Source organism: Hyphomonadaceae bacterium ML37 (genome assembly GCA_027627685.1).
In the GTDB taxonomy this organism is placed as follows: domain Bacteria; phylum Pseudomonadota; class Alphaproteobacteria; order Caulobacterales; family Maricaulaceae; genus Oceanicaulis.
In genome coordinates this window covers 1,118,385-1,137,615 of sequence record CP091241.1, presented here as the reverse complement: position 1 = coordinate 1,137,615, position 19,231 = coordinate 1,118,385, and the positions used below count along the sequence as shown (strand labels likewise).

The window sequence follows — 19,231 nt, the reverse complement described above, 5'->3', positions numbered from 1 at the left end:
GGTTTAGAACCCTGTCATTGTGCTGAAGCGGAAGAAGCGCCCGCGATCATAGTCTTCCTTGACGAACGCGTGGGCGAAGTCGAAGCGCACCGGTCCAAACGGCGAGTCCCAGAAGATGGACAGGCCGGCGGACGCGCGCGGCGCCAGTTGGTCAACCGTGAAGATGGCCCCTGCGGTGCCATCGTCGGCGATCTGGTCGTCATCAGGCAGAAGGCCCATCGTGCCGAACTCGGTGAACAGGCTGGAGCGCACGCCGTACTGCTCGGGCAGACCCAGCGGGAAGGCCAGCTCGATGGCGCCGATGGCGTAGAGATTGCCGCCGAGCGCATCGCCGGCGAACACACGCTCATTGCCGTCATCATCCAGCCCGCGCCGGACGACCCGCGGGCCGATGCCTGCCGTTTCAAAGCCGCGGAACGAGTTGCCGCCCTTGAAGAAGCGGTCATTGATCCGGGCCACGTCGCCGCCCCATGAGAAGAGGTAGCCAGCGGTGCCGGTGAAGCTGAGCACCACATCGTCACGGAAGACGCTCCTGTAGACGCCGCCCTGGAACTCGGAGCGGACATAGCGAACATCGCCCCCGATTCCGGCGAAATCTTGATTGAAAGAGAGCTGGAATCCGTCCGACGGGTTGTTGAAATCATCCACGCGGTTCCAGTTGAGCGAATAGCCCAACAGCGAGGTCGACCGCGCCCCGGAGGCGCGCCGGATGGAGTCCGTGACCCCGGCGAAAGTGGTCACCTCGTCAACGCGCACTGTGTAGTTCAGGCCCGCCTGCACCGAGCGCGTCAGCGGGAATCCGGCGCGCAGGCTCAAGCCGGTGGACTGGGTCTCGAACGAAGCTTCGCGCGAGAAGTCGGAGCGCACGGTGAAGAGGTCGAAGCCCGCAGCCAGATTTCTGTCGAGGAAGCGCGGCTCGGTGAAGCGGATATCAATCTGTTCGCGGCGCGAGCTGGCCGACACCCGCAGGCGCAGGAACTGGCCGCGTCCGCGCAGATTGCGCTCCGAGATCGAGAAGTCGATCAGGAAGGCGTCGGTGGACGAGAAGCCCGCGCCGAACGCCAGTTCCCCGGTGGGCTGCTCGGTGACCGACACCTGCACACGTGCACGGTCCTCCTGGCTGCCCTGGAAGGGCTCGATCTCGACGTCCTCAAAGAAACCCAGACGGCCGACACGCGCGCGCGACACGTTCAGGAGCGCCTGATTGAAGGCGTCGCCTTCCACAATGTCCATCTCGCGCCGGATCACACGGTCCAGGGTGCGCGTGTTGCCGACAATGTCGATGCGCTCGATGTAAACGCGCGGGCTTTCGCTGATGGCATAGGTGATGTCGACCGTTTGGCTGTCGCGGTTCACATTGACGCGCGGCGTGATGGTCACGAAGGCGTACCCGGACGCGCCGGCCGCAAAGGTCAGCGTCTCGATGGAGTCCTCGATCAGGCTGCCCACATAAAGATCGCCCTGCTGGGTCGGCACGGCGCCGGCCAGGAAGTCGGTGTCGAGATCCTCGATGGCGGTCTCCACCTCGATCTCGCCGAACCGGTATCGTTGACCCTCATCCATGGTGAAGGTCACGAAGAAGTCGCGCTGGTCAGGGGTGAGTTCAGCAACCACCGAGGTCACGCGGAAGTCGGCATAGCCGCGGTCGTTATAAAACTCGCGCAGCTGTTCGCGGTCGAACTCGATCCGGTCGGGGTCGTAATTGTCATTGGAGGAGAAGAACCGCCACCAGCGCGCTTCCGAGGTGATGATTTCACCGCGCAGGCGCCGCTCGGAGAAGCGCTCATTACCCACGAATGCGATTCGGCGCACGCCGGTGACCGGGCCTTCGGAAATTTCGAACACGAGATCGACCCGGTTCTGGGACAGCTCGACAATCTGGGGCGTCACGCTGGCGGCGAAACGCCCGGCGCGGCGGTAGACCTCGAGAATGCGCTGCACGTCCGCCTGGACGCGCGCGCGGGTGAAGATGGCGCGCGGCTGCAGCTCGATCTCGTCGGTGATGCGGTCATCGCGGATGGCGCGATTCCCTTCCAGCACCACACGGTTGATGATCGCGTTCTCTTCGACCTGGACCACCATGGTCGACCCGTCGACCGCGATGTCCACGTCAGAGAAGAGGTTGGTCGCAAACAGCGTCTGGATCGACAGATTGATCAGGCGCGGATTGGGCACTTCGCCCGGCTGCACAAGCACATAGGACAGGATCGTGGCGGCTTCGACGCGCTGATTGCCGCGCACCAGAATCTGCAGCACGGGCCGCTGGGCCTGCGCCTGAGGCGCTGTGATGGTTTCGACGGCTTCAGGATCCGCCGGTGCGGGTTGCGCGGGCGATTGCGCCGCTGCGCCGCCCGCCAACGCCAGACCGGCCCACAATGCTGCAACAGCCAAAAGAATTCGATTCATGAAACGCCTCGTCCCCTCGGCTGCCACCTGCTTCCCGGATCAGAAAAACAGACCGCGCAAATAGCTCAAATCATTCCACGTGGCCACGACCAGCAAGGTCAGTACGAGGCCGACTCCGATCCTGAACCCGATCTCCTGCACCGCCAGGCTCGGCGCGCGCTGGGTCACGGCTTCGTAGGCGTAATACACGAGGTGGCCGCCGTCGAGAACCGGAATGGGCAGGAGATTCATTAAACCCAGCGCAACAGAGATGACGGCGGAGAGCGCGGCGAGCGACAAAAGCATCGCCCAGATGCGCTGGTTCAACGCCACTTCGGCCCCTTGAGGCGCCGCAACGGAGACGTTGGCGACCTGCCCTGCGGTGGTGGCGATGCCGATTGGCCCGTTAATCATTTCCAGCGAGGCGCGTCCCGTGACCAGCCTCACCATGTACTCGCCGATCATGGAGGCGGTGTCCCAGGTGCGCGTCACGCCATACACAGGGGCCTCGAGCAGAGAATAGCGCACCTGTTCACGCTGCCCGGGGGCGGAGCTGACGCCCAGAAAGCCCATGGCCCGCTCGCCGCCCAGCCCGTCTGCGCGCACTTCCCGGCGGGGCGTCGCGTTGAGGATCACCTGCTCGCCATCACGCTCGACCACAAAACGGATCGGCTGGCCGGGGCGCGTCATCACCGCCTGGCTGATCTGGGTGAAGCTGCGCACGGCGCTGCCATTGACCGATACAACCTCATCACCGACCTCGAATCCGGCCACTTCCGCAGGGGAGCCGGCCTGCACGCCGCCCACCAAGGGCGCCGAGATCACCTCTCCTCGCGCCATCCCCAACGCTGCAAAAACAACAATCGCCAACACAAAATTCGCCAGCGGGCCGGCGGCCACGATGATGGCGCGCTGCCAGACCGGTTTGAAATGGAACACTGTGTGCGCATCGGTGCGGCTGGCGCGCAGCGCTTCGAGCTCTTTGTGATTGGGCGCGCTGGCGGCGTTCTCGTCGCCGCGAAAGCGTACATAACCGCCCAGCGGCAGCGCCGCGAGGCGCCAGACCGTGCCGGTCTTGTCGCTCCATGTCGCCAGCGTGGGCCCGAAGCCGATGGAAAACACTTCGGCGTGCACGCCGAACAGCCGCCCGGCATACAAATGACCCATCTCGTGGATCACCACCACGAACGAGATCACCGCGACAAACGCCGCGATGGACAGAAGCCCTGCGCCAAACATCTCTGTCATAGACTGTGTTCCTTTGATCCGGCGTTTGCCGGTGTCTCGTGCAGCTATCGCGCCAGCCGGCTCACCGCCGCGTGCGCCAGGCGCCGTCCATGCGCGTCCGCGTCGATCACCGCATCAATGGACGCCGGCGCTGCGCTCGCGCCGGCGTCGCGCGCCCCCTCGCCCAGAGCCTCCGAGACGGCAGACGCGATGTCAAGAAAGCCGATCCGTCCACCCAGGAACGCCGCGACCGCCACTTCGTTCGCCGCATTCAACACGGCGGGCGCCGTCCCGCCAGAAATGAACGCATTGCGCGCCAGCCCCAGCGCCGGAAAGCGCTCCGGATCGGGGGCGAAAAAGCTCAGCGTTCCCAGCCGCGCCAGATCCAGCCGGTCCACCGGAGTCTCCATGCGCGCGGGCCAGGCCAGGGCATGGGCAATAGGGGTACGCATGTCCGGGCAACCCAGCTGGGCCAGCAGCCCGCCATCCGCGTACTCGACCAGGCCATGCACGATGGATTCAGGATGAACCAGCACATCCACCTGCTCCTGCGGAAGGGCGAAGAGATGGCAGGCCTCGATGATCTCCAGCCCCTTGTTCATCATGGTGGCGCTGTCGACCGAGATTTTCGCGCCCATGGTCCAGGTGGGATGGGCCACCGCCTCGGCGGGGCCTGCTGCGCGCATGGTCTCAAGGCTGGCGCTATGGAACGGCCCGCCCGAGGCCGTCAGGATGATGCGCCGGATATGGCTGCGCTGGTCCGGATCGAAGGCCTGGAAGATCGCATTGTGTTCAGAATCCACCGGCAGCAGGGTCGCGCCGCTGCGCGCCGCCTCGTCCAGCATCAGCACGCCCGCGCACACCAGCGCTTCTTTGTTGGCGAACGCCACGCAGGCGCCCCGGCGCACGGCGGCCAGCGTGGGCTGCAGCCCGGCTGCGCCCACAATCGCCGCCATCACCCAGTCGGCGTCCATGGCGGCGGCGTCCTCCACCGCTTGCGGCCCGGCGCCCCATTTTATGCCGCTGCCCGCCAGCGCCTCGCCCAGCGCAGGCCCGGCGCTTTCATCCGCCACGGCGCAGAACTTTGCGCCGAACTGGCGCGCCAGCTTCGCCAGCTCCGCCGCATTGCCATTGGCGGTCAGCGCCACGACGTCATAGGCGCCGTCTTCGGCGCGCGCGATCAGGTCCAGCGTGGCGCGCCCCACTGAGCCTGTGGCGCCCAGAAGCGTGATGGTGCGTGCGCTCATAATCCTGCCCCCGGCCAGCCATTGGGACCTGCCGCGCGCCAGGCGCCGGCGAACAGGACCGCCATCATCAATGCATCCACCCGGTCCAGCACGCCGCCATGACCGGGGATCAGCGTACCGGCATCTTTCACACCGAAGCGGCGCTTGGCCAGCGACATGACAAGATCGCCCAGCACCGCGGCCAGGGCGGTCGGCGCGGCGATCAGCGCGGCATAAACCGGATCAAAGCCCAGCAGCTGCGCCACGCCCGCTCCCGCCGCGATGCCGAAGGCGAGCCCGGCGGCAAGGCCGGCCCAGGTCTTGTTGGGGCTGGCGGCAGGCAGAAGCTTCGGCCCCCCGATCCAGCTGCCCGCCAGATAGGCAAACGTGTCCGCCGCCCAGACCACCGCCAGCAGGAACAGCACCGCAGCCAGCCCGCCCTGCTCGCCTTCGCGCAGCGACACCAGAACCGCGGCCGCCAGGGCGATGTAAGCCACACCCGCCACCGCTTCATACGCGCGCCCGCGCCGGCGCCGGTCGAGGCCGGCGAACACCGCCCCGCCCGCGATCCACGCCGCTGTCCAGCCGGGATGCGCCTGTCCGGCGAGCAGGGCCGCGCCCACCGCTGTGCCGGTGGCGATGGCGAAGGCGCGCGGCGGCGCGGTCTTGTCCGACATGCGCACCCATTCCCACGCCATGGCGGCGGCGAAGGCGGCGATGAAGATTGAGAAGGGCGTGCCGCCCGCCCAGACCAGCAGCAGCGCGGCGGGCGCCAGCACCAGCGCAGACAGCACCCGCCTCAGGAAAACCGGATCGCCCGGCGCCCCGTTCCTGCGAGGGACAGGCGGAGAGGTCATGCCCGCACGGCGCCGAATCGGCGCTCCCGGCGCGCGAATTCATCCAGCGCCGCGCGCAGATGCTCTTCGCCGAAATCGGGCCAGAGCACATCCATGAAAATCAGCTCGGCATAGGCGGTCTGCCACAGCAGGAAGTTGGACAGGCGCCGCTCGCCGCTGGTGCGGATCACCAGGTCGGGATCGGGCAGGTCAGCGGTGTCGAGATATTGTTCAAAGTCCGCTTCGGTCAGCGCCGACACATCCCCGCCCCGGTCCGCCGCCGCCCGCGCCGCGGCGCGCACCAGCTCGTCGCGCCCGCCATAATTGAAAGCGATGGTCAGGTGAAAGCGCGTGTTGCCACGCGTGCGCGCTTCAACACGGTCGATGGTCTTGATCAGGTCCGGCGTCAGGCCCTGGCGCCGGCCGATGACGCGGATGCGCACACCCTCGCCATGCAGGCGTTCGAGATCGGCCGTGACGAAGCGGCGCAAAAGATCGAACAGCGTGTCGATCTCGGCGCGCGGACGGCGCCAGTTTTCAGTGGAAAAACTGAACAGGGTAAGATGGGTCAGGCCCAGATCGCCCGCCGCCCTCACGGTTTCGCGCACCGCCTCCACGCCCGCCTGATGGCCGAAAGCGCGCGGCTTGCCGCGCGCCGCAGCCCAGCGCCCGTTGCCGTCCATAATAATGGTCACATGGCGCGGCGACCGGTCGGCGGCGTCGGGCTGCGCCATGTCGGCGGCCTCCTTGAGTCTGGCCCCATGGCTCAGACCTGCGTGATTTCTTCCTGCTTGGTCGACAACAGCGAGTCGATCTCGCCGATGCGGTTATCGGTGGCTTTCTGAACCAGGTCGGCGAATTTCTTCTGCTCGTCCTCGCTCATATCGCCGTCTTTCTCCGCTTTTTTAATCGCGTCCATACCGTCCCGGCGCACATTGCGCACCGCGATGCGCGCCTGCTCGGCGTACGCGCCCGCCGTCTTGGCCAGTTCGGCCCGGCGCTCTTCGTTCAGCGGCGGGATCGGAATGCGGATCATCGCGCCTTCCATGACCGGATTGAGGCCAAGTCCGGCATTTCTGATGGCTTTGTCCACCGCGCCGGCCAGATTGCGGTCCCACACCTGAATCGACAGCATGCGCGCCTCGGGCGTGCCGATCGTGCCGACCTGGTTGATCGGCGTCAGCGTGCCATAGGCGTCGACTTTCACCGGATCGAGCAGTCCGGCGCTGGCGCGCCCGGCGCGCAGGCCGGCGAACTCTTTCTTGAGCGCCTCGACCGCGCCATCCATGCGCTTTTCGATATCTTTCAGGCTGAAGGCGGACATGCTCGTCTCCTCAATGCGTTTCTAGCGGCCTTTGCGGGCCGCACCGTCCAGCGGGCCCACGACCGTACAGGTGCCCTTGCCGGCCAGCACGCGGGCCAGACCGCCCTGCTCGCGGATATTGAACACCACGATGGGGATCTGGTTGTCGCGCATAAGCGTTACGGCCGACGCGTCCATCACTTTGAGGTCGCGGGCCAGAACGTCAATATAATCCAGCCGCTCGAACCGCTTGGCTTCGGGATGGCCGCGCGGGTCCATGTCATAGACCCCGTCCACGCCCGTGCCCTTGAACAAGGCGTCGCAGCCCATTTCAGCCGCGCGCAGGGCTGCGGCTGTGTCGGTGGTGAAGAAGGGATTGCCGGTGCCCGCGGCGAAAATCACCACCCGGCCCTTTTCCATATGGCGCACGGCGCGCCGGCGGATATAGGGCTCGCACACGGTGGTCATGGGGATGGCCGACTGGACGCGCGTCGGCACGCCCACCCGCTCCAGCGCCGTCTGCATGGCCAGCGCGTTCATGACGGTGGCCAGCATGCCCATATAATCGGCGGCGGCGCGCTCCATGCCCTTGGCGGCGGCCTGCAGCCCGCGGAAGATATTGCCCCCGCCAATGACCAGGCACAGCTCATAACCGGCCTCCACCGCCTCGCCGATCTCGCGCGCGATTCGGTCGGCGGTGTTCATGTCGATGCCATAAGGTTCGGCGCCCATCAGGGCTTCGCCCGAGACTTTCAGCAGCACGCGCCGGTAGGGCCCTTGGGGGACCGGACGGGACCGTTCGTCACACGTCTCGCTCACGTATCGCCCTCCCTGGTGCGCCGGCGCTTCGCCTGGACGCGACAGGGCCCGGCGGAGCGATCCGCCGGGCCCTGAAGCTGTCTAGCTTTTGGTCATCGCTGCGACTTCCGCCGCAAAGTCTTCCTGCTTCTTCTCGACGCCTTCGCCCAGCACCATGCGCACGAAGCCCGTGAGCTCGATGGGCGCGCCGGCGGGGCCTTCAGCGGCTTTCACCGCTTCGGCGACGGTCTTGTCAGGATCGAGCACGAAGGACTGCTTGAGCAGCACCACTTCCTCGAAGAACTTGCGGATGCGGCCTTCGACCATCTTTTCGATGATGTTGTCCGGCTTGCCCGATTCGCGCGCCGAGGCCGCGAACACTTCGCGCTCGCGCGCCACCAGCTCGGCGTCGACTTCCGCTTCGGTGGTCGCCGCCGGAGCGGTCGCCGCCACGTGCATGGCGATCTTGCGGCCCAGCTCGTTCAGCACGCCCTGGTCGCCGGTGGATTTGAGCGCCACCAGAACCCCGATCTTGCCCATGTTTTCAGCCGCGGCGTTGTGCACGTAGTGCGCCACCACGCCCGCATCCACCGACAGGGTCGCCATGCGGCGCACCGACATGTGCTCGCCGATGGTTGCGATCAGATTGGTCAGCATGTCCGACACGCTGGCGCCCGACTTGGTCGTAGCGGCCTGCAGAGCCGCCAGGTCGGCGGCGTCCACCGCCAGGCCGGCGATCTCGGCCACGGCGGCCTGGAACTGGGCGTTGCGCGCCACGAAGTCGGTTTCGGAATTCACTTCCACCGCAGCAGCCGCCATGCCGGCGCCGCGCGCGTGGGCAGCCACGGCCACCAGGCCTTCAGCGGCCACGCGGTCAGCTTTCTTGGCGGCCTTGGACAGGCCTTTGGTGCGCAGCCAGTCGATGGCGGCTTCCAGATCGCCATTGGTTTCCGACAGGGCTTTTTTGCAGTCCATCATGCCTGCGCCGGTCTTCTCACGAAGCTCCTTGACGAGGGCGGCGGTGATCTCGGCCATGGGGAGGTCTCCTTACGTCGCGTTGCGCGCGCCTTGGGGGCGGACGTCTGTTATGTGGCGCCGGCCGGAGCGAGCGCCCCGGCCGGCTGTGTCATGGGTCTGACGCCAGGCCTATTCGGCTTTGGCGCCGGCTTCTGCCTCTTCCGCCGCGGGGGCCGCAGCAGGTTCAGCGGCCTTGGCCGGTTCCGCGGGCGCCTCGGTCTTCATCTCGTCCAGGCCCAGCGCGTTGGCGCTCGGCGCCTCGCTGGCGCCCAGGTCCATGCCGAACGAGGCCTGGCTGTCGGTGATGCCGTCCAGCACCGCGTCGGCGATCAGATCGCAATACAGCGCGATGGCGCGGGCGGCGTCATCATTGCCCGGGATCGGGAAGTCGATGGCGTCGGGATCGGAGTTGGTGTCCACGATGGCCACCACCGGGATGCCCAGGCGTTTGGCTTCCTGGATCGCGATCGCCTCTTTATTAGTGTCGATCACGAACATCAGGCTCGGCGTGCCGCCCATCTGCTTGATGCCGCCCAGCGAACGCTCGAGCTTTTCGCGCTCGCGCGTCAGCATCAGCGTTTCTTTCTTGGTCAGGCCCTGGGGTCCGCCTTCGGCGTCCAGCAAGCCTTCCAGCTCGCGCAGACGCGCGATGGAGCGCGAGATCGTCGCCCAGTTGGTCAGCGTGCCGCCCAGCCAGCGGTGATTCATATAGTATTGCGCGCAGCGCTGAGCGGCCAGAGCGACCGGCTCGGAGGCCTGGCGCTTGGTGCCGACGAACAGCACGCGTCCGCCGCCGGCGGCGACTTCGCGCACCTTCACCAGAGCCTGGTGCAGCAGCGGCACGGTCTGGGACAGGTCGATGATGTGGATGCCCGAGCGTTCGCCGAAGATGAACGATTGCATCTTCGGGTTCCAGCGGTGGGTCTGGTGTCCAAAGTGTGCGCCGGCTTCAAGCAGCTGACGCATGGAGAATTCAGGAAGAGCCATTTTGATCGGTCCTTTTCCGGTTGGCCTCCGTGGGGCGGAGCCGAACCGGCCTGTCTGCCCGCTTGAATGGACAGACAAGAAAACCGGACACGGCACCGGAGCGACGCACCCCATGGCGCGCCGAGCCCCACGTGCGGGATCGCGCGCGCTTATACGGGTCTCAGCGCAGCGCTGCAAGCGCGGTGAGCCGCCGCCCGCTAGTCCTTTCGGACCACCCGCGCCTTGCCCCGCCCGATGGTGAGCGCCTTGATGACGCCCCTCAGCGTGCGCACTTCCTGTTCGGTGAGGCCGCCGCGCGCGAAGATATTGATCAGGTTCTGCATCATCAGCGGCGTCTTTTCCGGCGGATAGAAGAAACCCGCCCGGTCGAGCTCATCCTGCAGATGGCCGTAAAGACCTTCCATCTCCGCCGCCGAAGCCCGATCCGGCAGCGTCTCGAACGGCGCCGGGACCGGATCGCCTGCGCGCCATTCATGGGCGATCACGCCGCACGCCATGGCCAGGTTCAGCGAAGCGAAGCCCGGGTCCACCGGCAGGGTCAGAATGGCGGTCGCGCGCGTCACCGCCTCATTGGGCAGACCCGACTTCTCCGCCCCGAACAACACGCCGACGCGCTCGCCTGAGTCTATATGAGTGCGCGCCCGCGCCATCGCCTCGCGCCCGGTCAGCACCGGCTTGACCATGCCGCGCGGGCGCGCCGTGGTGGCGTAGAGCACCTGGCAATCGGCCACGGCCTCATCGAGCGTGTCAAACACCGCCGCGCGCTCCAGCACCGGCGAGCCCGCCGCCATGGTCTGGGCCGCCGGGTTCGGCCAGCCATCGCGCGGCGCCACCAGGCGCAGGTCGGGAATCGCGAAATTGCCCATCACCCGCGCGCATGCGCCGATATTCTCGCCCAGCTGCGGGGCGACCAGAATGAAAACAGGCGCGGGGGCGCCCGTCTCGGCGCTGACCGTCTCAATCTCAGGCCCGGCGGGGTTCATGGGCGCCCTTTCTATGGCTGCGCCGGGGTGCTAGACACCGCCGCAACATTCGTCCACCCCCCATTGCGCGCGCCGCCGCCCGTGCGGACGCAGCGCGCCTCACGCCAAACAGAAGAGATCCCCATGGCCAAGATCAAAGTCGACACCCCGGTCGTTGAACTCGACGGCGACGAGATGACCCGCATCATCTGGGCGCTGATCAAGGACAAGCTGATCCTGCCCTATCTCGATATCGACCTGAAATACTACGACCTGTCGATTGAAAAGCGCGACGAGACCGACGACCAGATCACCGTGGAATCGGCTGAGGCGATCAAGCATTACGGCGTGGGCGTGAAATGCGCCACCATCACCCCGGACGAGCAGCGGGTGGAGGAGTTCGGCCTCAAGAAAATGTGGCGCTCGCCCAACGGCACCATCCGCAACATTCTGGGCGGGGTGGTGTTCCGCGAACCCATCGTGATCAAGAGCGTCCCGCGCCTGGTGCCCGGCTGGACCCGCCCCATCGTGATCGGCCGTCACGCCTTTGGCGACCAGTACCGCGCCACCGACATGCTGGTGCCCGGCCCTGGCACGCTCACCCTGACCTTCACGCCCGAAGACGGCTCCGAGCCGGTGACCCACGAAATCTACAAATTCCCGTCCTCGGGCGTGGCCATGGGTATGTATAATGTCGACGAGTCCATCCGCGATTTTGCCCGCGCCTCGCTGCGCTATGGGCTGGAGCGCGGCTGGCCGGTCTATCTCTCCACCAAGAACACGATCCTGAAAGCCTATGACGGCCGCTTCAAGGATCTGTTCGAGGAGATCTATCAGGCCGAGTTCAAGGACGCGTTCGAAGCCAAGAAGATCACCTATGAGCACCGGCTGATCGACGACATGGTCGCCTCGGCGCTCAAATGGTCCGGCGGCTTTGTCTGGGCGTGCAAAAACTACGATGGCGACGTGCAGTCCGACACGGTGGCGCAAGGCTTCGGCTCGCTGGGCCTGATGACATCGGTGCTGATGACGCCGGACGGCAAGACCGTCGAAGCCGAGGCCGCCCACGGCACGGTGACGCGTCACTACCGCCAGCACCAGCGCGGCGAGAAGACCTCCACCAACTCCATCGCCTCTATCTTCGCCTGGACGCGCGGCCTGCACTTCCGTGGCAAGATGGACGGCAATCAGGCGGTCATGGATTTCGCCGACAAGCTGGAGCAGACCGTTATCAAGACCGTTGAGTCCGGCTACATGACCAAGGACCTCGCTCTCCTGGTCGGCGACCAGCAGGGCTGGCTGTCCACCGAAGGCTTCCTGGACACGGTCGGCGAACGCTTCGCCAAGGCCATGAACGGCTAGACTTTATCACCTGACGTCTTCTGAAAAGCCCCGCCGGACACGGCGGGGCTTTTTTGTTTTCCGCACTGGCATCCCGGTGTTCACACCCCCTACCCCCCGAAGGCGTCCTCACACGGCTCAAAGCGCTTTTCGAGCGCAGCCACATCGTCGGCGAGGATGAGTTCCTGATTGATCGGGAAGAGCGCGGCCTGCATCCCGGAAATATGGTCCTGCGTGGTGCGGCCATCGGCGACCGCGCGGTCCAGCCATTGAGCCGTCTCTATCATCAGGTTTTCAGCAAATTGCGTATCGGCGAGATACTGCGTCATGATGCCGGCCTGCGCGTGACAATAGATGTGCAGATCCACCTCGTTCATATCCGGCGCGGGGGTCAGGGCGAGGCTGGCGGCAAGAAGGGTGATCATGGCGTGTCTCCGTTACATGGCGCAGTTCAGCGTGCGCCCTCCGTCTCCCGCTGCCAACTGACAATGGATGACAGGCTGGCATCGGCCTCTGGACCAATCGGATCGAGATCATAAATCCGGAAAGCTTTGACAATATCGATCGATAAATTCCCTCCCGTCACCGCCTGCGACGGGCGCTATCGCCGCGCAGGCGGGACGGTCTAGGTTTGTCCGCCATGAGCGTGAATGACGACATCGAAGCCCTGGTCGAGGAATTCGACTTCCTGGACGATTGGGAAGAGCGATACCGCTATCTGATCGAGCTGGGCCATGCCCTGCCTCCGCTGGCGCCGGACGAGCGCAACGAGGCCACCAAGGTCAAGGGCTGCGTCAGCCAGGTCTGGCTGGTGCTGGACCATGACGCTCAAAACCGCCTGCGCCTGCGCGGCGAGTCTGACGCTCATATCGTCAAGGGCCTGGTGGCCCTGCTGGTGCGCCTCTATGACGGGCGCAGCCCGCAGGAGGCCGAGGCGATTGACCCCAAAGCCGTGCTGGGCCGCATCGGCCTGGCCGAGCATCTCTCCCCCCAGCGCTCCAACGGCCTCTCCTCCATGGTCGCGCGCATCCAGGCGTCGGTTCAGGCCTGACCTGAGCTGCGCATCCGCTCGACCCTGAGCTCCAGCCGGCGGATCTCCATCAGCAGGCGGTGCTCGGTCAGGAACGCCGCCATGGAGGTCTTCACCACCAGCGCGCCCAGCATCAGCACGGCTGAGGGCAGGCCCCAGCGCAGCGCCTCCAGCACAGTCTCGGCCTGAAAGAATTCCCAGGCGAACCAGACGCTGACGAAAAACATCACCGTCTGAGCGGCGAACATGACCTGGCGCGGCCAGGCGCCGGGTCCGCGCAGCGTGCCGAACGCGCTGGCGATAAAGCCCGGCTCCTCGCCCAGCGCCCGGCGCAGCTCGGCGTCTTCATGGTCGAGGGTTTCTTCGATCAGACGGTCGATGTCAGACATCGTCTCCTCCTGTGAGGGTGTCGCGCAGCGTGCGCCGCGCGTGCATGAGGCGGGTCTTGACCGTGCCCACCGGAACGTCCAGCGCCACGGCGATCTCCGCGACGCTCAAATCTTCAATATGAAACAGCCACATGGCCGCACGCTGGGCGGGCGGCAGGGACTGCATGGCCTCAGCAATGCGCGCCGCGTCGGCGCCGCGTTCCGGGTCGGTGGCCGGGGGCGGGGGCGGTTCGGCCAGAGCCGCCGCCTGCAGCCGCCGCCGGGCCTGACGCCCGCCGATCAGCCGGGCGCAGCGCCTTGTGGTGATGCGCCAGGCCCACAGGGCGAACGCGCGATCCTCACGCAGCCGGTGCAGCCCGGTGATGATCTCCACCCAGGCGTCCTGCACCGCCTCGCGCGCCAGCTCCATGTCGCCCGTCAGCCGCCAGGCATGGGCGATCAGGCGCGGCTGCCAGCGCCTTGCCAGCGCGTCCTGAGCGCGGGCCTGCCCGGTGCGGGCGGCGGCGGCCAGAAACGCGTCCAGCGCGCGTTCGGCTTGGGTGACGGCCATGATTGACGCCTCGATTGATACGCAAGTGTACGGGAAGGGTGCGCCCGCGCCGCCTTCGGGTTCAATCGGGCGGCCAGTTTTCCACACACGCGCCCTTTAGTCGGGGATTATCCGCACGCAAGCCATGACGGGGCGCGCCTGCCCCGTTAGCATGGATCTATGACCGCTGACGCTGCCGACGCCCCCTCATACGCCCTTGCCCCTCAGGCCGAGAACGCCGGTCCGCCCCGAAATATCGAGGCGGAGCAGGCTTTCATCGGCGCGGTGCTGTACGACAACGAGACCCATAACCGGGTCAGCGACTGGCTGCGTCCGGAGCATTTCTACGACCCGCTGCACGCGGCGATCTACCGGCGCGCCGCCCATATGATCAACGCCGGCACGCTGGCCGACGCCGTCACCCTGCGCTCCCATTTCGAGGGCGAGCCGGGCATGGCCGCAGTCGGCGGGGTCAACTACCTGGCCCGGCTGATGAGCGAGGCGCCCGATTCCGCCTCGGCGCCGGAATATGCGCGGGTGATCTATGATCTGGCGGTGCGCCGGGCGCTGATCGCGTTTGGCGGCGAGGTGGCCTATGACGCCAGCCGCCCCAGCGACTCCCTGACCGCCATCTCGCTCCTGGAAAACGCCGAGCAGCGCCTGTTCAAGCTGGCCGAATCCGGCGGCGCGTCGCGCACGCTCCAGCCCTTCAGCGAGGCGCTCGCCCAGTCCATGGCCATGGCCCAGGCCGCCTACAAGCGCGGCGGCGGTCTGTCGGGGATATCGTCAGGCCTGAAATCGCTGGACGCGAAGCTTGGCGGCATGCACCGGTCCGACCTGATCATCCTGGCGGGCCGCCCCTCCATGGGCAAATCCTCGCTGGCGCTGAACATCGCCTTCTCCATGTCGCGCGCCCACCGCACAGAAACCGGCAGTGACGGCGTGCGCCGCACCACCGATGGCGGGGTGGTGGCCTTTTTCTCGCTGGAGATGTCGAGCGAACAGCTCGCGACGCGCCTGCTGGCCGACTATACCGGCATATCCGGCTATCATATCCGCCAGGGCAAGATCGACGCGGCGCAGTTTGAAGATTTGCGCGACGCCGTGGCCGACATTAATTCCATCCCGCTCTACATTGACGATACGGGCGGTTTGTCCATTGGCGCCCTGGCCGCGCGCGCGCGGCGGCTGAAGCGCAATCCGCAAGTGGGGCTTGATTGCGTGATCGTCGACTATCTCCAGCTGGTGTCGGGCTCCAACAGCCGCGGCGACAACCGGGTGCAGGAAGTGTCGGAAGTGACCATGGCGCTCAAATCTCTGGCCAAGGAGCTGAACGTTCCCGTCATCGCCCTGTCCCAGCTGTCACGCCAGGTCGAGCAGCGCGACGACAAGAAGCCCCAGCTGTCGGACCTGCGCGAATCCGGCTCCATCGAGCAGGACGCCGACGTGGTGATGTTCGTCTACCGTGAGTCCTATTATCTCGAACGCCTGGAGCCCAAGGAGGGCACCGAGCAGCATCTGGCCTGGGAAGACGAGATGCGTCAGGTGCGCAATGAGGCCGATGTGATCATCGCCAAGCAGCGTCACGGCCCCATCGGCGCGGTGAAAGTGCATTTCGACCCCGACCGGACCAAATTCTCCGACCTGGACACATCCGGCCGTCGCGATTTCGAGTAAGCGCGCCATGGCTGATGCAACACCCGCCGCTGCGCCGCCTGCCGGGCTGGGCGCCCGCCTGATCATCGATCGCGACGCGCTGGCGCGCAATTTCCAGACCCTGCGCAAGCTCGCCGGCGGCGCCGAAACCGGCGCCTCCATCAAGGCCGACGCCTATGGGCTGGGCGCAGCCGCGCTCGCGCCGCGCCTGGCGCGCGAGGGCTGCCGCACTTTCTTTGTCGCCACGCCGGAGGAAGGCGCCGGGCTGCGCCGGGCGCTGGGCGGCGGCGAGGCCGATATCTGGGTGCTCAACGGCTATGACCCGGCCTCGCGCCAGCTCTACGTCGATCACCGCCTCGGGGCCGTGCTCAATCAGGCGCGCGAGCTCAGTGACTTTGCGCAAGGCCCCACCGGACCGTGCGCCCTGCATCTCGACACCGGCATGAACCGGCTGGGCTTTCCCGCGCGCGACACCGACGCGCTGATCGCGGCGCCCGGCGTGCTGGACGATCTCGATCTGCGCCTCATCATGAGCCATCTGGCGTGTTCAGAAGACGCCGCCCACCCCATGAACGCCGCCCAGCGCGCACGCTTCATGACGCTGGCCGAACGCCTGCCGCAAGCGCGCCTGAGTCTCGCCAATACCGGCGGAGTGATGCTGGGGGCAGATTATCATTTCGACCTGGTGCGCCCCGGCATCGGCCTCTACGGCGCCAGCGCAAGCCTCGACATCGCGCATCCGTTTGAGCCGGTGGTGCGCCTCGAAGCGCCCATACTGCAGGTGCGCGCGGTCAAGTCCGGCGAGAGCGTGGGCTATGGCGCGACCTTCACCGCCGAACGCGACATGCTCACCGCCACGGCGGCGGTTGGCTATGGCGACGGCCTGCCCCGCACCCTGTCGGGCAAAGGATTCGCCCGCATTGGGGAGAAGCGCGCGCCGATCCTCGGCCGGGTGTCCATGGATCTGGTGGTGCTGGATGTCAGCGATTGCGAGACCGAAGTGAGGGACGGCGCCCCGGCGGTGTTCCTGGGCGCGGACCTGACCGAAACCGCGCGCCTGGCCGGCACCCTGCCCTACGAACTTCTGACCGGTCTCAGCCAGCGTCCGGCGCGGGTCTATGAGGGCGCGCTTTAAACCGGCCTAGACGTTGAACTTGAACAGCATCACGTCGCCGTCCTGGACCACGTATTCCTTGCCTTCCTGACGCAGCTTGCCCGCCTCGCGCGCACCGGCCTCGCCGCCATGGGCGACATAGTCGGCATAGGCGGTGGTCTCGGCGCGGATGAAGCCGCGCTCAAAATCGCCATGGATGACGCCCGCCGCTCGCGGCGCGGTCCAGCCCTTGCGGATGGTCCAGGCGCGCGCCTCTTTCGGGCCCACGGTGAAATAGGTCAGCAGGTCCAGCAGCTGATAGCCGGTATGGATCAGGCGGTTGAGGCCCGGCTCTTCCAGACCCAGCTCGGCGAGATACTCGCCGCGCTCGTCGGCATCCAGCAGCGCCAGCTCCGATTCGATCTTGGCGGAGATGACCACACAGGCCGCGCCCTCCTGCGTCGCCCGCGCTTCGACGGCGCGCGAGTGGGCGTTGCCCGTGGCGGCGCTGTCTTCATCCACATTGGCCACGAACAGCACCGGCTTGGCGGTCAGAAGCTGCATCATGCGCCATTGGCGGCGCTGGTCTGCGGGCACCACGGCCTTGCGCGCCGGGCGGCCCTCATTGAGCTCGGCCAGAGCCAGTTCGACCAGCACCAGCGTCTCTTTCGCGTCCTTGTCGCCGGTCTTGGCCTTCTTCTCCAGATTGGCGCGGCGCTTTTCCAGGCTGTCGAGATCGGCGAGCATCAGCTCGGTCTCAACCACTTCGAAATCGGACAGCGGATCGACCCGGCCGGACACGTGGGTGACGTCGTCATCCTCAAAACAGCGCAGCACATACACCACCGCGTCCACTTCGCGGATCGTGGCCAGGAACTGATTGCCCAGCCCCTCGCCCTGGCTGGCGCCTTTGACCAGACCGGCAATGTCGACAAAATTCATGCGCGCCGGGATGATGTTGGCTGACTTGGCGATCGCCGCCAGCTTCATCAGGCGCGGCTCGGGCACCGCCACCTCGCCCACATTGGGCTCGATGGTGCAGAAGGGATAGTTCGCCGCCTGCGCCGCCGCCGTCTGGGTCAGGGCGTTGAACAGGGTGGATTTGCCCACATTGGGCAGACCCACGATGCCGCATTTGAATCCCATGACACTCTCCTTCGCGCCGTCCGGCTCCGGCGCGCCGTATAGGCCGCGCGGGCGCCAAGGGGAAGGGTGCGCGGCGCCCCTCCCCTCAGGCAGCCGCCTTGCCCCTTTCCCGCCCGCCATGGCACAGACGCCCCGGCATGACCGATCCCGCCTCCATCCCTTGCGTCCAGAGCGCCGCCCTCAGCGTACTGATGACGGCAGAGCCCGCCGCCAAGGCGGCCTGCGCCCGGCGCGTGGCGCAGGACTGGCGCGCCGGCGTATTAGCTTTGCCCTCGTGCGGCGCGCCCGGTCTGGCGCCCGACCGCCCGGCCCGCCCGGACAAGCCCGTCCTCGCCCCGCCCTCCGCCGTCCCCAAGCGCAAGCTCGGCTCGCGCGAGGGGCGCTTTGCGCTCCTGCACGCCGTCGCCCATATCGAGTTCAACGCAATTGATCTCGCCTTTGACATGGTGGCGCGCTTTGGCGGGGATGCGCGCATCGCCGATGAGGACCGCGCCAGCTTCATCGATGACTGGATCGGTGTGGGCGATGACGAGGCGCGCCATTTCGGCCTGCTGACGGATCGCCTCGCCGCGCTGGGCGGCGCCTATGGCGATCTCGCCGCCCATGACGGGCTGTGGAGCGCGGCGGAGGCGACGAAAGGCGACCTGCCCGCGCGCCTGGCCATCGCGCCCATGGTGCTCGAGGCGCGCGGCCTCGACGTGACGCCGGTGATGATCACGCGCCTGCGCGCCGCAGGCGACGAGGCCAGCGCGAGCGCGCTTGAGATTATCTATTCTGAAGAAGTCGCCCATGTGGCCGCCGGGCGGCGCTGGTTCGATGCGGTGGCCATCGCCGAGGGCCACGACCCGCGAGAGCGCTTTCACGCCCTCGTACGCCAGTACTTCCGCGGCGCGCTCAAGCCGCCCTTTAACATCCCCGCCCGCGACCGCGCCAACCTGCCCGAAGACTGGTACGCCCCGCTGGCGGAATTGCTGGATTGAGGCGGGAGGAACAGGCGTTCAAATCAGGCTGCGCAGGTGCGAACGCACGCGTAAACTCAGCTCTAATTGATTCGATTGAGGAGCCGCGCCATCATGAAAACCCTCTCCCCTCTCCTGATCCTCGCCGCCGCGCTGGCGCTCACGGGGTGCAACACCATTCAGGGCATCGGCCACGACATCACCCGCACCGGCGAGGTGATGGAGGATATCCTGACCGAAGCGGATGTGCCGGCGGGTGAAGATGGCGGTGTGGCGGTGGGTTAGGGCGCGGTCGGATCAGGCTGGAGCACGTTCAAGCGAGGCCACATTCCTGTTTCACCGAAAGG

20 protein-coding genes are annotated in these 19,231 nt (G+C 66.7%); 6 read left to right on the top strand and 14 right to left on the bottom strand.

From position 1 onward, the window contains the following. Positions 1 to 3: 3 nt before the first annotated feature. The 10 genes from bamA to L2D01_05550 all read right to left on the bottom strand — a co-directional run bounded on the left by bamA (position 4) and on the right by L2D01_05550 (position 10,762). A complete protein-coding gene (gene bamA, locus L2D01_05595) occupies positions 4 to 2,406 on the bottom strand; it encodes an outer membrane protein assembly factor BamA (protein WBQ11256.1) in 2,403 nt (800 codons plus the stop codon). A 39-nt stretch (positions 2,407 to 2,445) separates the two neighbouring features. Further along, on the bottom strand, positions 2,446 to 3,633 hold the full coding sequence (locus tag L2D01_05590) for a M50 family metallopeptidase (protein WBQ11255.1): 1,188 nt from the start codon (positions 3,631 to 3,633) through the stop codon (positions 2,446 to 2,448). 44 nt (positions 3,634 to 3,677) lie between these two features. Continuing rightward, a complete protein-coding gene (gene dxr, locus L2D01_05585) occupies positions 3,678 to 4,859 on the bottom strand; it encodes a 1-deoxy-D-xylulose-5-phosphate reductoisomerase (protein ID WBQ11254.1) in 1,182 nt (393 codons plus the stop codon). Then, positions 4,856 to 5,695: a phosphatidate cytidylyltransferase gene (locus L2D01_05580; protein WBQ11253.1), complete on the bottom strand. Its 840-nt coding sequence runs from the start codon at positions 5,693 to 5,695 to the stop codon at positions 4,856 to 4,858. The genes dxr and L2D01_05580 overlap by 4 nt, the downstream gene beginning before the upstream one ends. Then, entirely contained in the window at positions 5,692 to 6,408 is a 717-nt protein-coding gene (gene uppS / locus L2D01_05575; protein ID WBQ11252.1) for a polyprenyl diphosphate synthase, read from the bottom strand. Before uppS ends, L2D01_05580 begins: the two co-directional genes overlap by 4 nt. Before the next feature lie 32 nt (positions 6,409 to 6,440). Continuing rightward, the gene (frr, locus tag L2D01_05570) at positions 6,441 to 6,998 is read right to left on the bottom strand and encodes a ribosome recycling factor (protein ID WBQ11251.1); all 558 of its coding nucleotides are present in this window, start codon (positions 6,996 to 6,998) and stop codon (positions 6,441 to 6,443) included. Positions 6,999 to 7,019: 21 nt separating this feature from the next. Continuing rightward, positions 7,020 to 7,709 carry a UMP kinase gene (gene pyrH / locus L2D01_05565; GenBank protein ID WBQ11620.1) on the bottom strand — a complete coding sequence of 230 codons (690 nt, stop codon included), beginning with the start codon at positions 7,707 to 7,709 and terminating at the stop codon, positions 7,020 to 7,022. A 168-nt stretch (positions 7,710 to 7,877) separates the two neighbouring features. Beyond that, a complete protein-coding gene (tsf, locus tag L2D01_05560) occupies positions 7,878 to 8,810 on the bottom strand; it encodes a translation elongation factor Ts (protein WBQ11250.1) in 933 nt (310 codons plus the stop codon). 111 nt (positions 8,811 to 8,921) lie between these two features. Beyond that, entirely contained in the window at positions 8,922 to 9,779 is an 858-nt protein-coding gene (rpsB, locus tag L2D01_05555; protein ID WBQ11249.1) for a 30S ribosomal protein S2, read from the bottom strand. A 197-nt stretch (positions 9,780 to 9,976) separates the two neighbouring features. Then, positions 9,977 to 10,762, bottom strand: a complete 786-nt coding sequence (locus L2D01_05550) for an RNA methyltransferase (GenBank protein ID WBQ11248.1) — start codon at positions 10,760 to 10,762, stop codon at positions 9,977 to 9,979. A 123-nt stretch (positions 10,763 to 10,885) separates the two neighbouring features. Here L2D01_05550 and L2D01_05545 point away from each other — a divergent pair, with 123 nt between their 5' ends. Further along, positions 10,886 to 12,103, top strand: coding sequence for an NADP-dependent isocitrate dehydrogenase (locus L2D01_05545; GenBank protein ID WBQ11247.1), 1,218 nt, complete (start codon positions 10,886 to 10,888; stop codon positions 12,101 to 12,103). Between the two features lie 89 nt (positions 12,104 to 12,192). Here the strand turns inward: L2D01_05545 and L2D01_05540 are convergent, their stop codons facing one another. After that, positions 12,193 to 12,507: a hypothetical protein gene (locus tag L2D01_05540; protein ID WBQ11246.1), complete on the bottom strand. Its 315-nt coding sequence runs from the start codon at positions 12,505 to 12,507 to the stop codon at positions 12,193 to 12,195. Between the two features lie 215 nt (positions 12,508 to 12,722). On the opposite strand from L2D01_05540, the gene L2D01_05535 reads away from it, so the two are divergent. Further along, on the top strand, positions 12,723 to 13,133 hold the full coding sequence (locus tag L2D01_05535) for a SufE family protein (GenBank protein ID WBQ11245.1): 411 nt from the start codon (positions 12,723 to 12,725) through the stop codon (positions 13,131 to 13,133). On the opposite strand, the gene L2D01_05530 is transcribed toward L2D01_05535, so the two are convergent. Further along, positions 13,124 to 13,501 (bottom strand): hypothetical protein, encoded by a 378-nt coding sequence (locus L2D01_05530; protein ID WBQ11244.1) that lies wholly within the window; start codon positions 13,499 to 13,501, stop codon positions 13,124 to 13,126. The genes L2D01_05535 and L2D01_05530 overlap by 10 nt on opposite strands. After that, a complete protein-coding gene (locus L2D01_05525; protein ID WBQ11243.1) occupies positions 13,494 to 14,051 on the bottom strand; it encodes a sigma-70 family RNA polymerase sigma factor in 558 nt (185 codons plus the stop codon). Before L2D01_05525 ends, L2D01_05530 begins: the two co-directional genes overlap by 8 nt. 159 nt (positions 14,052 to 14,210) lie before the next feature. Between L2D01_05525 and L2D01_05520 the strand changes: the two genes are divergently transcribed. After that, entirely contained in the window at positions 14,211 to 15,707 is a 1,497-nt protein-coding gene (locus L2D01_05520) for a replicative DNA helicase (protein WBQ11242.1), read from the top strand. Between the two features lie 7 nt (positions 15,708 to 15,714). After that, on the top strand, positions 15,715 to 16,821 hold the full coding sequence (alr, locus tag L2D01_05515; GenBank protein WBQ11241.1) for an alanine racemase: 1,107 nt from the start codon (positions 15,715 to 15,717) through the stop codon (positions 16,819 to 16,821). Positions 16,822 to 16,827: 6 nt separating this feature from the next. On the opposite strand, the gene ychF is transcribed toward alr, so the two are convergent. Next, positions 16,828 to 17,925, bottom strand: coding sequence for a redox-regulated ATPase YchF (gene ychF / locus L2D01_05510; GenBank protein ID WBQ11240.1), 1,098 nt, complete (start codon positions 17,923 to 17,925; stop codon positions 16,828 to 16,830). Between the two features lie 137 nt (positions 17,926 to 18,062). On the opposite strand from ychF, the gene L2D01_05505 reads away from it, so the two are divergent. Further along, positions 18,063 to 18,905 (top strand): ferritin-like domain-containing protein, encoded by an 843-nt coding sequence (locus L2D01_05505; protein ID WBQ11239.1) that lies wholly within the window; start codon positions 18,063 to 18,065, stop codon positions 18,903 to 18,905. Positions 18,906 to 18,998: 93 nt separating this feature from the next. After that, positions 18,999 to 19,169, top strand: a complete 171-nt coding sequence (locus L2D01_05500) for a hypothetical protein (protein ID WBQ11238.1) — start codon at positions 18,999 to 19,001, stop codon at positions 19,167 to 19,169. Positions 19,170 to 19,231 lie beyond the last annotated feature (62 nt).

Bases quoted from the DNA above. Each gene is read 5' to 3' on its own strand.
- bamA (WBQ11256.1), bottom strand. From the start codon at position 2,406: ATGAATCGAATTCTTTTGGCTGTTGCAGCATTGTGGGCCGGTCTGGCG.
- L2D01_05590 (WBQ11255.1), bottom strand. From the start codon at position 3,633: ATGACAGAGATGTTTGGCGCAGGGCTTCTGTCCATCGCGGCGTTTGTC.
- dxr (WBQ11254.1), bottom strand. From the start codon at position 4,859: ATGAGCGCACGCACCATCACGCTTCTGGGCGCCACAGGCTCAGTGGGG.
- L2D01_05580 (WBQ11253.1), bottom strand. From the start codon at position 5,695: ATGACCTCTCCGCCTGTCCCTCGCAGGAACGGGGCGCCGGGCGATCCG.
- uppS (WBQ11252.1), bottom strand. From the start codon at position 6,408: ATGGCGCAGCCCGACGCCGCCGACCGGTCGCCGCGCCATGTGACCATT.
- frr (WBQ11251.1), bottom strand. From the start codon at position 6,998: ATGTCCGCCTTCAGCCTGAAAGATATCGAAAAGCGCATGGATGGCGCG.
- pyrH (WBQ11620.1), bottom strand. From the start codon at position 7,709: ATGGGCGCCGAACCTTATGGCATCGACATGAACACCGCCGACCGAATC.
- tsf (WBQ11250.1), bottom strand. From the start codon at position 8,810: ATGGCCGAGATCACCGCCGCCCTCGTCAAGGAGCTTCGTGAGAAGACC.
- rpsB (WBQ11249.1), bottom strand. From the start codon at position 9,779: ATGGCTCTTCCTGAATTCTCCATGCGTCAGCTGCTTGAAGCCGGCGCA.
- L2D01_05550 (WBQ11248.1), bottom strand. From the start codon at position 10,762: ATGAACCCCGCCGGGCCTGAGATTGAGACGGTCAGCGCCGAGACGGGC.
- L2D01_05545 (WBQ11247.1), top strand. From the start codon at position 10,886: ATGGCCAAGATCAAAGTCGACACCCCGGTCGTTGAACTCGACGGCGAC.
- L2D01_05540 (WBQ11246.1), bottom strand. From the start codon at position 12,507: ATGATCACCCTTCTTGCCGCCAGCCTCGCCCTGACCCCCGCGCCGGAT.
- L2D01_05535 (WBQ11245.1), top strand. From the start codon at position 12,723: ATGAGCGTGAATGACGACATCGAAGCCCTGGTCGAGGAATTCGACTTC.
- L2D01_05530 (WBQ11244.1), bottom strand. From the start codon at position 13,501: ATGTCTGACATCGACCGTCTGATCGAAGAAACCCTCGACCATGAAGAC.
- L2D01_05525 (WBQ11243.1), bottom strand. From the start codon at position 14,051: ATGGCCGTCACCCAAGCCGAACGCGCGCTGGACGCGTTTCTGGCCGCC.
- L2D01_05520 (WBQ11242.1), top strand. From the start codon at position 14,211: ATGACCGCTGACGCTGCCGACGCCCCCTCATACGCCCTTGCCCCTCAG.
- alr (WBQ11241.1), top strand. From the start codon at position 15,715: ATGGCTGATGCAACACCCGCCGCTGCGCCGCCTGCCGGGCTGGGCGCC.
- ychF (WBQ11240.1), bottom strand. From the start codon at position 17,925: ATGGGATTCAAATGCGGCATCGTGGGTCTGCCCAATGTGGGCAAATCC.
- L2D01_05505 (WBQ11239.1), top strand. From the start codon at position 18,063: ATGACCGATCCCGCCTCCATCCCTTGCGTCCAGAGCGCCGCCCTCAGC.
- L2D01_05500 (WBQ11238.1), top strand. From the start codon at position 18,999: ATGAAAACCCTCTCCCCTCTCCTGATCCTCGCCGCCGCGCTGGCGCTC.